Source organism: Pseudovibrio sp. M1P-2-3, from assembly GCF_031501865.1.
GTDB lineage: Bacteria > Pseudomonadota > Alphaproteobacteria > Rhizobiales > Stappiaceae > Pseudovibrio > Pseudovibrio corallicola.
The window spans coordinates 3,085,657-3,100,145 of the sequence record NZ_JARRCW010000001.1; the positions used below are offsets into that span (position 1 = coordinate 3,085,657).

General features: G+C 51.9%; 13 protein-coding genes. 4 read left to right on the top strand and 9 right to left on the bottom strand.

Annotation, left to right across the window (positions count from 1 at the left end):
- Positions 1 to 258 precede the first annotated feature (258 nt).
- From mnhG to P6574_RS13430, 7 genes are read right to left on the bottom strand one after another with little or no spacing between them, the layout of a single operon-like run.
- Positions 259 to 615 carry a monovalent cation/H(+) antiporter subunit G gene (gene mnhG / locus P6574_RS13400; protein ID WP_310620772.1) on the bottom strand — a complete coding sequence of 119 codons (357 nt, stop codon included), beginning with the start codon at positions 613 to 615 and terminating at the stop codon, positions 259 to 261.
- The gene (locus tag P6574_RS13405; RefSeq protein WP_310620773.1) at positions 612 to 968 is read right to left on the bottom strand and encodes a cation:proton antiporter; all 357 of its coding nucleotides are present in this window, start codon (positions 966 to 968) and stop codon (positions 612 to 614) included. The genes mnhG and P6574_RS13405 overlap by 4 nt, the downstream gene beginning before the upstream one ends.
- The gene (locus P6574_RS13410; protein WP_310620774.1) at positions 965 to 1,444 is read right to left on the bottom strand and encodes a Na+/H+ antiporter subunit E; all 480 of its coding nucleotides are present in this window, start codon (positions 1,442 to 1,444) and stop codon (positions 965 to 967) included. Before P6574_RS13410 ends, P6574_RS13405 begins: the two co-directional genes overlap by 4 nt.
- Positions 1,441 to 3,030, bottom strand: a complete 1,590-nt coding sequence (locus P6574_RS13415) for a Na+/H+ antiporter subunit D (RefSeq protein ID WP_310620775.1) — start codon at positions 3,028 to 3,030, stop codon at positions 1,441 to 1,443. Before P6574_RS13415 ends, P6574_RS13410 begins: the two co-directional genes overlap by 4 nt.
- Positions 3,031 to 3,033: 3 nt before the next feature.
- Positions 3,034 to 3,411, bottom strand: coding sequence for a Na+/H+ antiporter subunit C (locus tag P6574_RS13420; protein WP_310620776.1), 378 nt, complete (start codon positions 3,409 to 3,411; stop codon positions 3,034 to 3,036).
- On the bottom strand, positions 3,411 to 3,830 hold the full coding sequence (locus P6574_RS13425) for a Na+/H+ antiporter subunit B (RefSeq protein WP_310620777.1): 420 nt from the start codon (positions 3,828 to 3,830) through the stop codon (positions 3,411 to 3,413). The genes P6574_RS13420 and P6574_RS13425 overlap by 1 nt, the downstream gene beginning before the upstream one ends.
- A 4-nt stretch (positions 3,831 to 3,834) precedes the next feature.
- A complete protein-coding gene (locus tag P6574_RS13430; RefSeq protein ID WP_310622162.1) occupies positions 3,835 to 6,222 on the bottom strand; it encodes a putative monovalent cation/H+ antiporter subunit A in 2,388 nt (795 codons plus the stop codon).
- A gap of 268 nt (positions 6,223 to 6,490) precedes the next feature.
- On the opposite strand from P6574_RS13430, the gene msrB reads away from it, so the two are divergent.
- Positions 6,491 to 6,925 (top strand): peptide-methionine (R)-S-oxide reductase MsrB, encoded by a 435-nt coding sequence (msrB, locus tag P6574_RS13435; RefSeq protein WP_310620778.1) that lies wholly within the window; start codon positions 6,491 to 6,493, stop codon positions 6,923 to 6,925.
- Between the two features lie 147 nt (positions 6,926 to 7,072).
- Positions 7,073 to 7,426: a DUF3088 domain-containing protein gene (locus tag P6574_RS13440; protein WP_310620779.1), complete on the top strand. Its 354-nt coding sequence runs from the start codon at positions 7,073 to 7,075 to the stop codon at positions 7,424 to 7,426.
- Positions 7,427 to 7,673: 247 nt separating this feature from the next.
- Here the strand turns inward: P6574_RS13440 and P6574_RS13445 are convergent, their stop codons facing one another.
- Both P6574_RS13445 and P6574_RS13450 read right to left on the bottom strand, forming a co-directional pair.
- Positions 7,674 to 8,687 (bottom strand): pentapeptide repeat-containing protein, encoded by a 1,014-nt coding sequence (locus tag P6574_RS13445; RefSeq protein WP_310620780.1) that lies wholly within the window; start codon positions 8,685 to 8,687, stop codon positions 7,674 to 7,676.
- A gap of 114 nt (positions 8,688 to 8,801) precedes the next feature.
- Positions 8,802 to 9,239 carry a hypothetical protein gene (locus P6574_RS13450; RefSeq protein WP_310620781.1) on the bottom strand — a complete coding sequence of 146 codons (438 nt, stop codon included), beginning with the start codon at positions 9,237 to 9,239 and terminating at the stop codon, positions 8,802 to 8,804.
- Positions 9,240 to 9,583: 344 nt separating this feature from the next.
- On the opposite strand from P6574_RS13450, the gene P6574_RS13455 reads away from it, so the two are divergent.
- Positions 9,584 to 11,923, top strand: coding sequence for an autotransporter outer membrane beta-barrel domain-containing protein (locus tag P6574_RS13455; protein WP_310620782.1), 2,340 nt, complete (start codon positions 9,584 to 9,586; stop codon positions 11,921 to 11,923).
- Positions 11,924 to 12,380: 457 nt separating this feature from the next.
- On the top strand, positions 12,381 to 14,306 hold the full coding sequence (locus P6574_RS13460; RefSeq protein ID WP_310620783.1) for a calcium-binding protein: 1,926 nt from the start codon (positions 12,381 to 12,383) through the stop codon (positions 14,304 to 14,306).
- Positions 14,307 to 14,489: the final 183 nt, after the last annotated feature.

Consider the following 14,489-nt stretch of genomic DNA (forward strand, 5'->3'; position numbering starts at 1 on the left):
TCACCTTACTGGAAGCAGGTAAGAAAAAAGAATATATAAAAGAAAATGCTTTACTGACAAAAATAGAAGATGCAATAAAAAAAGCCTACTCTAGGGAAATATGGCACAATTCTCCCCAGCTATTTTACTTAGGTTTATGTACTGCATGAAACATTACTACGTACCTTTACTACTAACATCTTGAGATGAAAGCGGCAAAGATACGCGTAAAAACAATAAGTTAATACAAACACCCGAGCTTTACGGGGAGTTTGTATTTTATTCGCCTTTGCTGAATTTTTCTTGCGCTTCATACAGCGCATCTTGCTTTGTTTCAGGACACGGCCGGTACCCCACCATGTGGGAGGCGCGGGCGATCAGGTGGGCTGCAACGGGGGCTGTCAGCAAAAAGAAAACAAAGCCTGCAACAGCACGGGTAATCACATCCAGTTCCATCACATGCAACCCAAGGGCAAGTAAAAACAGCCCCGAGCCCAGCGTACCGGCTTTTGAGGCGGCGTGTGCACGCATATAAACATCTTTAAAGCGCACAATGCCAATAGCCCCCGCCAGCGCAAACACTCCTGCCACAATAACCACAAGCCCAACCACTATATTCACAATAGCCATTGTCATTGGGACTTCTCCCATTTCTTCTGGGTTGCTTTCACTTCCTGCATGATCACCGGATCAGCCGCCCTGCCCCTGTTGAGAATAAACCTTGCAAAGGCAACTGTTGCCAAAAAGCCCACAAGACCGAGAGCCACCGCGATATCAACATACAGCGGATATCCAGACTTGATGCCGATCACAGCAATAAGCCCAATGGCCACCGCCACCAGCATATCCAGCCCCACCACTCTGTCGGGCAATGTGGGGCCGCGGATAATCTGGTAGGTGATCAATAAAAACGACACCGATAAGAACCCCATGGCGATCCGCACTGCGATATAAAGAAAGTCTGCGGAAAACTGCTCAAAGCCGTTCATCGAAAAGCCTCCATAATCATCCGCTCGAAACCCTCTTTAATTTCACGAACTGTTTCTTCAGGGTCAGGAACATCAATACAATGGACATAGAGTGTCTTGCGATCCTCTGAAATATCCATGCTCAAAGTTCCCGGCGTCAGGGTAATCATGTTCGCCAGCAACGTAATTTCGTAGTCACGGGTCACTGTCAGGGGAACGGCGATGATTCCCGGGTTCAGGTTCATGCGCGGACGCAGCGTAATCAAAAGCACACGCGTTGCGGCAAGCACCAGTTCCCAAAGAAACGCCAGAATCAAAATAACCACGCTGAGCGAGCGGCGCATATAGCGCTGAAACCCGACTCGATTGCGGATAATGAACAGGGCCATGGTCGCCAGCAAAAACCCGAATATCAGGTTGGGAAGGCCGAATGAGCCGGTAATCGCGCCCCATGCCACAGCCATCAAAAGGTTGACGAGAAACAGATCACTTTTCATGAGCCACCTCCAAACACAGCACCGATATAACTTGACGGGTTCATGAGGCTCATAGCGCCTTTATGGGCTGCATCCATCAAGAACTCGGGCTGCAGGCCAATCAGGACCACAAGAGAGGTCAAGGCCAGCAGCGACACAAGCACGCTCAAAGGCATGGCCGAAGCCAGCACCGCACTTCCGTCCTTATTGAGTACAAGCGTACCATCGGGCGTTCCCTCCGGTCCGCCGCGCCAGAAACAGAATATCCAGACCCGGCCGACAGTAATTGCCTGTAAAACGCTGGTCACCAGAATGGTTGCAGCCAGCCAGCCCTGCCCGTTTTCAAGCGAGCCTTCCACCAGCAGCACTTTGGGCCAGAAACCGGAAAACGGCGGCAAACCGGCACCAGCAAGCAAAAGCACCAGTGCAATGGCCGCAAGAAGCGGGCTTTTGCTGTAAAGCCCGCCAAGTTCGCGCAAGGAATAGGAACCGCCAAGCACCTTCATATAGCCCACCAGAAGGAACAGGGAGGTCATGGCAAAGATGGAATGCACTGCATAAAAAATGCTACCTGCCACCGCCACTTGCGAGCCAACTGCAAGACCGGCCAGCATGGACCCTACACCCGCAATCACCATATAGGCGAAAATCCGGCGTACATCTGTTTGGGCCAGCGCCCCAAATGCGCCCGACAGCATGGTGACAATAGCAATAACTGTTATCAGCGGTGTCAGCCATTCACGTCCCTCCGGCAAAATGAGCAGCATTACCCGCAAGAGTGCGTAAACACCTACCTTGGTCAAAAGACCGGCAAACACGGCGGCCACCACAATGCGCGGCGTATGGTAGGAGGCGGGCAGCCAGAAGTTCACCGGAAACGCCGCCGCCTTCATGGCAAAGGCGAAGAAATACATGCCAGACAGCACAAGGATCGGTGTAACGCTTGGCAGCTCCTTCACCTTTTGCGCAATATCGGCCATGTTCAAGGTGCCCACTAAACCATAAAGAAGGCCGGTTGTGAGCAAGAACAAGGTTGTCGCCACAAGGTTCAAAAGGGTGTATTTTACCGCCCCGTCCAACTGTGGCTTTTCGTTGCCAAGCACAATCATGCCAAAAGACGAGATCAGCATCACCTCAAACCACACATACAGGTTGAAGATATCGCCGGTTAAAAACGACCCGCTCACACCGCAAAGCAGCATGATCAAAAAGGGATAGAAGCCATAGCGCCGCTCCTGCTCCGCAACGGAGCTGGTTGCATAAATGGCAACGCATAAAGCAACAATCGATGCGGCAAGGGCAAAGACAACCCCCATGGCATCAGCGGTAAACGCAATGCCAAACGGTGGCAGCCAGCTTCCCATCACCATGGCAATGGGGCCGCCGCGCAGCACATGGTCCAAAAGCGCCATATTGGACACAACCACGAGAAGGATTGTAGTAATGCCGATAACCGGCTGAAGTCTTGTTTTGGAGCGCAGCATCAAAGCGATGGAGCCCCCCAACATGGTCAGCAGCGTCGGAGCCACCAGCAGCCAGTCACTCAAGGCCACCGGAGATTGAACCATGGCTGCCGCCATATCTACAGCAGTTTTACTTGCAGCCATTCCCTAGTACCCCAATGGTGGCTTGGCCTCGCCCTTGGGCTCGGCGACACGCATTTCAAGAACATCATCGGTTCCAAGTTCCTGATAGGCGCGGTAGCCCAAAACCAGAAAGAACGCGAGAAAACTAAAAGAGATCACAATGGCGGTGAGCACCAAAGCCTGCGGCAGCGGGTTGGCCGCCGCCTCCAGCGGTTTATAAAGCCCCTCAGGTATCACCGGCGGCACATCCCGTGTCAGCCGTCCGGCTGTAAAAATCAACAGGTTCACCGCATTGCCTAAAATGGCAACACCCATAAGAACACGCACCAGTTTGTGCGAGAGCATCAGGTAAATGGCTGTGGTGAAAAACAGCCCGATCAGAAGTGCAAAAACAGTTTCCATCAATCAAACTCCCTTTCTTCAAGGGACAGCGCTATGGAGGTGATGGAGCCAACCACCACAAGATAAACCCCGATATCAAAGAGTAGCGGCGTGCTAAGCGAGATTTCCTCACCAAACATGGAAAAGCTCAGCCATTGGCTGGTCATGGTTGGCTCGAGAAAAAACAGGCTGGGCAGCGTGGAAAGGGCTGCAAGAAACAGCCCGAGCGCCGCAACGGACACAGGGTGCACCACCAGCGCCCGGCGCACCGCGTCTACCCCGCAGGCAATGCCGTAGATAGCAAATGCGGAAACGGCAATCAAACCGCCAATAAACCCTCCACCCGGTTCGTTGTGCCCGCGCAATAGCACGAACACCGAAAACAGGACCATGAGCGCTGCAAGATAAGGAGCAATGGTTCGAAAGATAATAGTATTCATCACACTAGTCCTTGGGCTGACTTTGAGCGGCTGGCACCTGCGAACCTGAGCTTGACACACTCTTGCCAATCCGACTTCCCGGTCTCAAGCCAATCAGCGCCAGAACACCAAGGCCCGTGACCATGACAACTGCAATTTCACCCAATGTATCGAAACCGCGGAAGTCAACAAGGATCACATTCACAATGTTACGGCCATGGGCAATGGTACGGCTGTACTCGGTAAAGAACACGGAAAGTGTGTCATCAAAGGGATGCTGCACAATAGAAATGAGAACCAGTGAAATTCCCGCGCCAACCACCACCGAAATGGCGGCGTCAAATGCCATAGCCCCGTAGGAGCGGGCATCACGCGGAGACAGGTTGAGCCGTGTCATAACCAAGGTCAGAATAACCACGGTCAATGTCTCCACCATGAACTGGGTAAAGGACAGATCCGGTGCGCCGAACAAAAGATAGATGATCGCCACAGCAAAGCCGGATATCCCTAAAGACACCAGAGCAATCAAACGGTTCTTGGCAAAAACAACGGCCCCAAGCCCGATCACGGCGATGATCAAGAACGCCCATTCATAGTAACGAAGCAGATCAAATCCCCTAATTACCGGCCAATCTCCCAAAATTGCAGTTGGAATAAAGATCATGAGCGCAAGGGCAAGGAAGGTCATGCGCATATAGGAGACCATATTGCCGTTTTGCACCAAACGGGTGAACGCAGTAGCTCCCAAAACCAGCGCGTTGATGAACTGGTCGAAGCCTTTGTCCGGCCCCCAGCCAATGGCCTTAATCGTGCTATCCACCCAGCCGCGAACGGTCTCCAGCTTCCAGAAGAACACAAGACCAAGAAGTATGGTGATGACAGAAAGCGCCAGCGCTATATTCAGGTGCTTAGGGATAAGATAAAGCTGTGAGGTGTATTCGATCCCCAGTACCGAGGTGATCATGGGATTCACAAACAAATGGCCCGCCTGCACCGCAAACAGCCCACCCATCAAGCCGCCGACTGCCAGCAGGAACGGTCCGGCATAAAGCAAAATGGGGCCTTCATGGGCAGGTTTTGGTGTGTGCTTCAACTCACCAATAAACGGCTTCAAGGCAACGGCCCCGGCAAGCGCAAACATCATGGCATTGCCCAGCACTGCCACAATCGCCCATGCAATTCCGGCGGCGGGGTAGTTCCACGCCCCGTCATAAAGCATTTCCTTGGCAATAAAGCCAAGGAACGGCGGAAGCCCGGCCATGGAAAGACCAGCAAGAACAGCGGCTAGGAAGGTGATGGGCATGGCCCTGCCCAGTCCGCCAAGGCGGGTGAGATCACGGGTACCTGCTTCATGGTCCACGGTTCCGGCCACCATAAACAGACCGCCCTTGAACATGGAGTGTGCAAACAGGTAGAGCACCGCCCCTTTGATGGCCATTGTGTCCGATGTGCCTGTGAGCATCACCAGAAGTCCGAGAGAGGACACGGTGGTATAGGCCAGAATAAGCTTCAGGTCCGTCTGCCGCATTCCCAAAATCGCGCCCACCAGCATGGTCACACCGCCGAACAAAGGCAGCACCGTTGTCCAAATAACAGTATCTCCCAGCACCGGATTAAACCGCATAAGCAGGTAAACTCCGGCCTTCACCATGGTCGCCGAGTGCAAGTAAGCAGAAACCGGCGTTGGTGCTTCCATGGCATTGGGAAGCCAGAAGTGGAACGGGAATTGAGCGGATTTCGTAAACGCGCCGCCGCAAATAAGAATGAAGATCGGCAGATACAAAGAGCTGTCGCGCAGCAGATCACCCGATTGCAGCACCTGACTGAGCTCCATATTCCCCGTCACCATATAGATGAGGATGAGGCCCGCCAGCAGCGCCATACCGCCGCTTCCTGTCACCACCAGCGCCTGAATGGCCGCGCGGCGCGAGGCTGCACGCAAATGGTCGAACCCGATCAACAGGAACGAGGTGATGGAAGTCAGCTCCCAATAAACGAAGAGCGTGAAAATGTTGTCGGCCAGAACAACCCCGAGCATGGCCCCCATAAACAGGAAGAGAAACAGGAAAAAGCGCCCTTGTTGCGGGTGCCCCTTCAAATATCCGCCTGCATAAAGGGTCACGAGCGTGCCGATACCGGAAATCAGTAGGGCAAACAGCGTGGACAGCCCGTCGATATAGTAGGAAAATGTCACTCCGTAGGTGGGTACCCATTCCCAAGCCCCCGTAAAAGTCTGCCCGTTGGAGACTTGGGGAACGAAGCTCAGAAAGTGTAGAAAAATCAAGGCCGGAACAAGAGCCAGCACCCAAGCGGCGTTATGTTTGAAACGCTTCACTAAAGGGGGGCCAAAAACTCCGGCAATAAAAGGGGCAAGCATAGCCCAGAATGTCGCTTCAACTCCTGAAAGCGGCATATGGCACTCCGTAATGGTTTCACTCTCAATGTACAGGGAGCAGGCGAATCGTATAAACAACTGGCTATCTGCCCATTTGGTTACAGACATAGGGGCTACACCTTGAAAGGGCAAGCGGACCACTTGCGATTTTCGCTCGAACCCTATGCATTGTCTGTGTTATTTATAGGCATCCTCCCCTTTGGGGGATATCCCTATTCCAAGCCCCTACGCACTTGTTTTTCGCTGTGGGCCAACCAAGACAAGGCCCAAGGAGAAACAAGGCCCCATGAATAACCCGAAAGACAAAATGAACACTCAGGCAGATAAATTGAAGCTCTCACAAGACGAGTGGCGTGAACGCCTAAGCCCCGAGCAGTTTCATGTGCTGCGCGAACACGGCACCGAACGCGCTTTCACAGGCCCCTTCTGGGATACTTTTGAAACAGGGGTCTATTCGTGTGTTGCTTGCGAAAATAAGCTATTTGCATCAAACAGTAAATTCGATGCAGGCTGCGGCTGGCCAAGTTTTCTGGCAACCGTCAGCCCTGATGCGGTGCGCGAGCTGCAAGACACCTCCCACGGTATGGTGCGCACGGAAATTCGCTGCGGCAAATGTGATGGTCACTTGGGCCATGTGTTCCCTGACGGCCCCAAGCCCACAGGCCTGCGCTACTGCATGAACGGCACCGCCATGCACTTCACCCCCTCCAGCAAGGGTTAAAAAAGGCGCGGAACAGCAAAACACACCGCCCCTGAGACACTGTGTAGCGGGGGCAGGCTGTTGAAACCTCTTGTGAAACGCGAAACACTCCCAAGGCTTCGTTGTTTTACATTTGTTTTGACCGGCGCCCCTTAAAAAGGAACAGGAATGACCAAAGACAAGGACCTGCTGTTTTTACTAGAGCCCGGTTTTGTAAATCCCGCCTATCCAAATCAAAGATTTTATTGCTGGCAGTGCGCCTTGATTGAAGGGGTGCTCATGTCCTTCCCCCAGCTTGGCGAGCATCTGGAAGTCATCCGCATTAACTGGCCAAAGCCGCGCCAGCAGCTCATTGATCTGGTGGGAGAAAAAAACCAGAAGGCCCCGCTCATGGTGCTGCGCGAAGGCGAAACGTCTGCCTACCGCAACGGCATCTACAACGGCCGCGCCTTCATCAACGACAAACACAACATCCTCGCCGCTCTGGCAGAACGCCACGCCTTCCCCCACGCGCACCCTTGAGGCATGAACCGGCCTTGCATGGGGCAAATCGGGCCGGACAACCTGCCCTCCCAAAACCCGCAGGGCTGCTGGACCGGATCAAGTCCGGAGTGACACCCTCAGTTTTTAAGAGGGTCTCCCATAAACAGCCCCCTTCCAACCTCACGTCCGCGCTCATCCCTGCCTCCCCTCCTCCGTCATCCCGCGCTTGATGCGGGATCCAGAAAGGTAGTTCGACGCAAAGAAACCTATCAATGTTTGGTGCCAATCACAGCGGCATGTACTCTGGCTTTTGGTCTACTACTTCCATCGTTTGCCACTGATCATAAGAAAAGAAAGCTTTTTGTTCAGTAGTTACTTCGGAACCGGTAAAATCTGAACCGAAGAACGAAGTACCCTCTAGTTTCGCTTCTTTGAAATCAGCCTCGCCCATCTTGGTGCATACGAACATAGCACCTTTCAAATCAGCACTGCGAACAACCGCCCTATTTAGATTAGCGCATACAAAAGTAGCTTTATGTAGATTTGCGGACGCTAGATCCATACCAAACATATAGGCGCTTTTGAAATCAATAGACTGCAAATTTGCACCCTCAGACGAAATCCTAGATAGGTTCGATCTAGATAAATCCGGCTTCCACTCACCTTCAAGATCAGTATTTCGCAAACTTGTAAAGGCTTTGAACGCCTCAACAACATCGCTGCTGGGTAAAGCACGATAAATAACATACTCCTCACTAGGATCGTCACTAAGTATCCTACCTTCCACCTTCCCCTTATCCTCCTCCCGCCTCTGCTCCGCACTCTTGTCGCGGATGAAGGCGCAGAGCAGTTTTTGCACCGGCAGGTAGTAGGTGTCGGGGTCCGCCTTGGCCACCTCAGTCAGCGCGAAGATACCGGCTTCGCGTACAGACAGGCGCTCTTCGCCCAGCATGCTAGCGGCTTTTTGGAAGCGTTCGGCGTATTGGCCTTTTTGGGCGATGTCCGTTTGCCGGTGGGTGTTGAGGCTGCGCCAACCAAGAAATATCAGGGAAAAGAAACCAAAGAAAAGCGTAATGATCCCCGCAAAGGTCAGGCTCACATTGCGCAGGATGGTGGACTTGTCTGGGAGCGAGGATACTTGTGTACCGCTGATGGCAGGTTCGGCCCAATAGGCAAACGAAAACATGCTGCCTGTAGAGAGAACCCCAAGCAGAAGGAGCGCACCAACGATGCCCCCCATCACAAGGCAGAAGACCACGACAACCCAGCTGTTCCATCTATGATCTGCAATTTTAGGCAATTTCCCAGAGCCCCCAACAGCTACCTTAAGTAACAGTGATTCATAGGCTAATAGTTATGCGATACCCTTCAAAAGGCAACGGGCATATATGGTTTACCCGTCTTAAACCGAGAATTACTGGGAAAAGCAGTTCTCCAAAAACTGGTTTGCTGTGCCAGTCATATCTTCTGGATCAACTATACTACGCTCAAAGACGCCCGAGAACATGGTCGAGTGAGTAAATTCCAGTATTTTTTCTGCACCAACAAGGGCTTGAGTAATTTGTAAATCCAATACAGCTTTTGAGTAAGGCCCATCATCCAGAAACTCCACAGTGGCCTCCAATTGAAACTGCTCTTTTCCATCCACCTCTATTAAAAGCGACCTTTGTCTAGGGGCGCGCATATCCAAACCGTCATTACTAAACTCATATTCGGTCTTTAAGGGGAACAACATAATAGCCTCCCCACGCTTGCATGTTATGGATCCAGCGCGTTGTACAGTGCCGTTGTTTGGCTCAATACCGAACAAAAGCAACAGGTGCATGTCCCCATCACGATCAGGATTTTTCATCTTGCTATGAAAAATAGCAGCGCTCAACGGTACACTGAGCATAAGGGGAGTCGACAGAGCAATGAGAACCCTAAACAATCAAACTTCTCTTACATAAGATCCAAGCTTAGCCATTGGGCCACGATAGTCTTTCCGCTCCATACTGACTGTAATCTTACCACCAAAATCAAATGGAAATAAGCGCTTCCCCTTAGCATTCAACCAGCATATTCCAACGGGCACCCCAGACAATTAACCCCATGAATCTAAATACTTATTTCTCTCGTGTCATAAACAGCTAATTGATCAATCCATTGCGTAGTTATTTCATGGAAGCAATTCTCCTAATCATTGCGAGTGTTGAAATGATACTTGAAGCTATTGACAGTAAGACACGCCAGAGCACTTTGAAGTACTCCATTCTCCCCTTGTTCTGCTTGAGCTTGTCTGTCCCCCTGCAACAGGCAGGCGCAACCGAGACAAACATCTCGGATGCTCAAACCACCACGCAGATTATGTTCGATCAGGATCAGCTCAATATTTTCCCCGAGGGCTCTATCTCCGTATTCTGGAACCCGGCAGTCTTCGTGTGGGGAGATGGGAATACTCTGGTCAACGATGGGATTTTGTCCAGCGTCCTTAGCCACGCCGTCTATATTTACGGCGACAACAACACACTGGGCAGCAATGGCAGCATCTATGCTGGAGGGCGTGGGTTTTATACTCTAGGTTCAAACAATATCATCAACAACTACAATGAAATGGACACCGGTTCTGACGCTTTCTATCTGCAAGGGGATGGCAACACGGTTGCAAGTTCCGGCCCCATCAGTGCCGGTGGCTACGGCATATGGATTTATGGCGCTTCAAACAGCTTCACCAACTATGACATGTTAACCACCGGCTATGATGGGGCGCGGCTTGAGGGGGAGCAGAATTTCTTCGAAAACTCGGGGGATATTGAGGCGGCTTGGCGCGGGGTATACTTGCTGGGCGTTGATGACACAGCCCTTAACAGCGGCACCATCACCGCGCTCACCAACGGCATACAGATGGAAGGAACCAACGGCACTGTCATAAACTCCGGCACCTTGAGTGCCGGTGCGTACGGCGCCCTTATGACAGGGGACAACAACTGGTTTGAAAACTCCGGCCTACTCGTCACCGGCATAGACGGCGTGGCTGGAGCCGAAGGCTATGATGGCGCATGGCTTGTGGGAGAAAACAATAGCTTCATCAATTCAGGCAGCCTTCATGCCAACTGGCGCGGCGTCAGTATCTGGGGAGATGGAGGAACTGCCGTCAACACAGGTGAAATTTTTGCTAATAGCTTTGGCATCGAGCTGCTAGGCAGCAACAGCAGTGCAGAAAACTTTGGGCGTATTGAAGCGGGCTGGAGCGGTTTCAGCATCACAGGAGACAACCATACCAGCCTTAATTCGGGAACAATTCTTTCCCAAGGGGATGGTGTTATCATTGAAGGAAATGGCAATACCTTCGACAATGGGGGTACGGTCTTCGTGGATAATTTCTCCGAGCGGTGGGCCGTTGGCGTGGAAGGACGCGGCAACTCCGTTTCTTTGCTTAATGGCACATTGGTGCAAGGGAAAATCGAATTCATAAAAACCGGTGATAGCGCCAGCCCCAACAATACCCTGTTCATCGACGATGGCTATGACGCCATCTTCACCATTTCCGGCGATATGGAAGGGCTGGACATTGAAGACAACAGCCAGCAGCTTTACATAGTGGATGATAAGGTCATCTCTTTTGGAGCCAGCGGCTTCACCCAGCCTCTGCAGCGCGAGGCCACCACCGACCTTATCAATGATCTGACCCGTTCCTTGCACCAAACCACCACCTTGCGAACCGTGCAGGCCAAGAACAGGGGGTACTGGACAAGTTCCAGCATCATGGGGCAGGTGAATAATTCCAGCGACCCCTCCTCCTATGTTCTGGGCGTGTTCACTGCAGGGGCCGATTGGGTGGTGGACCAAACTCAACTTCTCGGAGTTTACGGCGGCTATGCCTATGGCCGTCTGGACGGATCCGATGATGATTGGGATACGGATATTAAAACCGGATATCTGGGCGGATACTATACCGGCACCATAGGCACCACCTATTTAACCTTGGACCTTCTGGGCGGGGCAAGCTGGAGCGATGCGCAGGGATTGAGCTATCTGGACAACACTGTACGCGGCGGCATCAACACAAGTGATCAGGGCGGGGACACCATCACCGACGGCTTTTTCTCCCCTGCAATCACCGTCAGCCAGCCCTACCTGCACAACGGCGCCTACATCATTCCAAGCCTCACCGGCAGCTACACCTTTTCGCGGCAAGGCTCTTTTGACGCCAGCGGACTGGATTTTGACAGCGCTTCCGCCCACCAGATCTCCTTAAGAACACAACTCTCCGTAGACTGGGAGGGAACCGATTACCTTGGCAGCTGGCGGGTGAACGTGCACGGAGGGCTGGACCTCTATCACAATTGGGGAGAGGACCTGAAGGCGCGTGTCGGCGGTAGCAAGTTCACGCTGGCCGACTATGACAATGACACAGGCGTTCGCCCCTTCGTTGGCGCCGACGTCACTTACGATCTGGGAGAAACCGGCAAAATCACAATCGGCACCAATATGGCCTATGACAGCGAGGACGCCATCAACGTGGAAGGCCGTGTGGGCGTCTTGTGGACGTTCTAAAACGCTCCGGGGCCAACCTCTCAAAACATCTAGGGAAAGAGCGAACAGGCAGACCGCTGCAATTCGCTTTTTCTCTCTATTTGAAACCGCAAAGTAATATTACATAAAAATCATAGAACTACTCTCAAAAGAGTACGTTTACAGAATACATCTTTAATTAAATTTCATATTTCAATTTCGAAATTTGAGATCACCACCTGCAACGTTACTTTCCCTCCTCCCCCATCATCCTGATAAGACAATACTAATATTCAGGGACTTCCTGTCACTTCTCACCGGTCTCACACGCACGTGAGTGATCGGCACTTCTAGTTGATTTGAAAGTTAAAGCTGGCACCAGTACCTCGGTAACTATGTTTTTGAAAGCAACCTTCGAAAACCGAGTTCAGCGAAAAGGTCTTTCACAGAAGTAGAAGCAGAGGCAGGCCCCTCATTTAGAGAACAAAGGAAAGTCCCAATGGTTACGAATACCTACAAAGGTAATAACAACGACAATAGTGAAACTTGGAAAGGCTCGCACGCGGACAGAAACGACACTATTAATTACTATGTTTACGGGTACGGAGGAGATGACACCTTCAAGTTCACATGGACCAAGTCTCACGATTCAGCCCGTTTCCAATCCCTGCACGCCTACATGGGAACCGGCGATGACTTCATTAAGGTCGATCTGGAAGATAAAGTAGAGTATAGCAACTCTCTTGAAATGGATATCGACGGCGAACAGGGAAACGATACTATCAATGTCTCCAATGTTCCCAACAAAGGCAGCAACTCCAATATCATTTTGCGCGGAGGCTCCGGAGATGACACCATCTACGGTACACAAGGCGCGGACACCATCTACGGCGACTATGAAACCTCAGATACGCCACCCATAGCTGAAGTCTCAGTTAAAGACGGCAAGGAAATCCCTGATTATACGGATACCGCCTACAACGCGAACCTTTCCTATAACGATTTCATTCAAGCCGGCAATGGCGATGACCTTGTCTACGCAGGATTTGGCGACGATGTAGTCTACGGCGAGGCAGGCGATGACACCATCCATGGCGGTGACGGCGATGATATGATTTTTGGCGGTGTCGGCAGTGATACTATCTACGGCGGCGATGGCAACGACTACATTCATGTGGGCGAAAGAACCGGCTCGGATGTTGATACGGTCTATGGCGGTGCTGGTGCCGACACCATCATCACCGGAGGCATGAAAGCCGAATATCTTTACGGTGAAGACGGGCAACCCTTTGACTGGGGAGAATGGGGGGCAGAAAAAGGCGCGGAAACCGGTCTGGAAATCGCCCAAATGGGACTGGAAATGGTTGGCATGGCCAACCCCATGTTAGGAGTTATGTTCGGCGTAGCTGGCAGCTTTGCTACCCAAGCGCTGTCAAACGCCATTTCCGGTGACGGTGACAACACCTATACGGTGACCGATTCCAGTGACTATGTCTCCATGAAGGACTTCAATCCGCTTGAAGACCAGTTCATCTACACCGCTACTTTGACTGACGGCGATACCCTTGGTTACTTCAAAGGCATGGTTAACGAAAGCCGCGGCACCTACGAGTTGTGGAGTGATGTGACCCAGCAGGGCAATGGCGGCTTGATCGCCCAGATGCATTTTGACCATGACTTGATTGATTATCTGCAGGAAACGTCGGGTACCGGCGCTTCTGAAACAACCATTGCCAAAGATCTTGCAGCCGGTGTCATGAATACCGGGTTCTCGGTCACCTATCATGAGGGCCACTACCACGATGACGAAGGCGATAGGATCAGTGACGACGCCCTGTCTCAGGTTGTGAATACCGACCCCGACACCGGCGCGGATATTACCTTGCAAGACAGCCTTGACGGCATGGGACTGGAAGATGGTCAGACTATGTTGATGACCGGAGCCTACTCCGGCCAGTTCATGATTGGTCAGGAAGTAGAAGAAGCTGGCGACCTGTATATGGTCGGCACCAACTACGGCGATGCCATGTATGCCAAAAATCCGGTCACCCATGACACGGATGCCAAAGGCTTCATGTACGGCTTTGGCGGCGATGACGTGATTGAAGGCGGCGACGCCAAAGATCATATCTTCGGCGGCGAAGGCGATGATACCATGACCGGATATGGCGGTAATGATGTGTTTGTGTTCGAGACCAATGCCGGCAACGACACCATCACCGACTTCACCGTTGGCGAGGATACCATCAGGTTCTATGGGGATGACTACCCGGACCTGGCCTATGATGATCTGACAATCACACAAGTCGAGGATGACACAACCACATCCGGTTACAGCACCACAGTTGAATACGGAGATAACCAGATCACTTTGGAAAACGTTGCCGCAAGCGACCTGTCTCAAAGTGACTTCATGTTTGGTTAATGTGGCTCAATAGCTTCCCGCCCGAATAATAAATGGGGCGGGAAGCTCCTGCCCAAATACTATTCGGGCAGGTTTTCAAATACAGAACCAAAGCGAACACACCAAGAACCATGACAAACAGGAACCGAGTGTACAAATTGGCAAAAGGGATTGGATCAAAGATTGGCTAAAATCTCTGAGAAG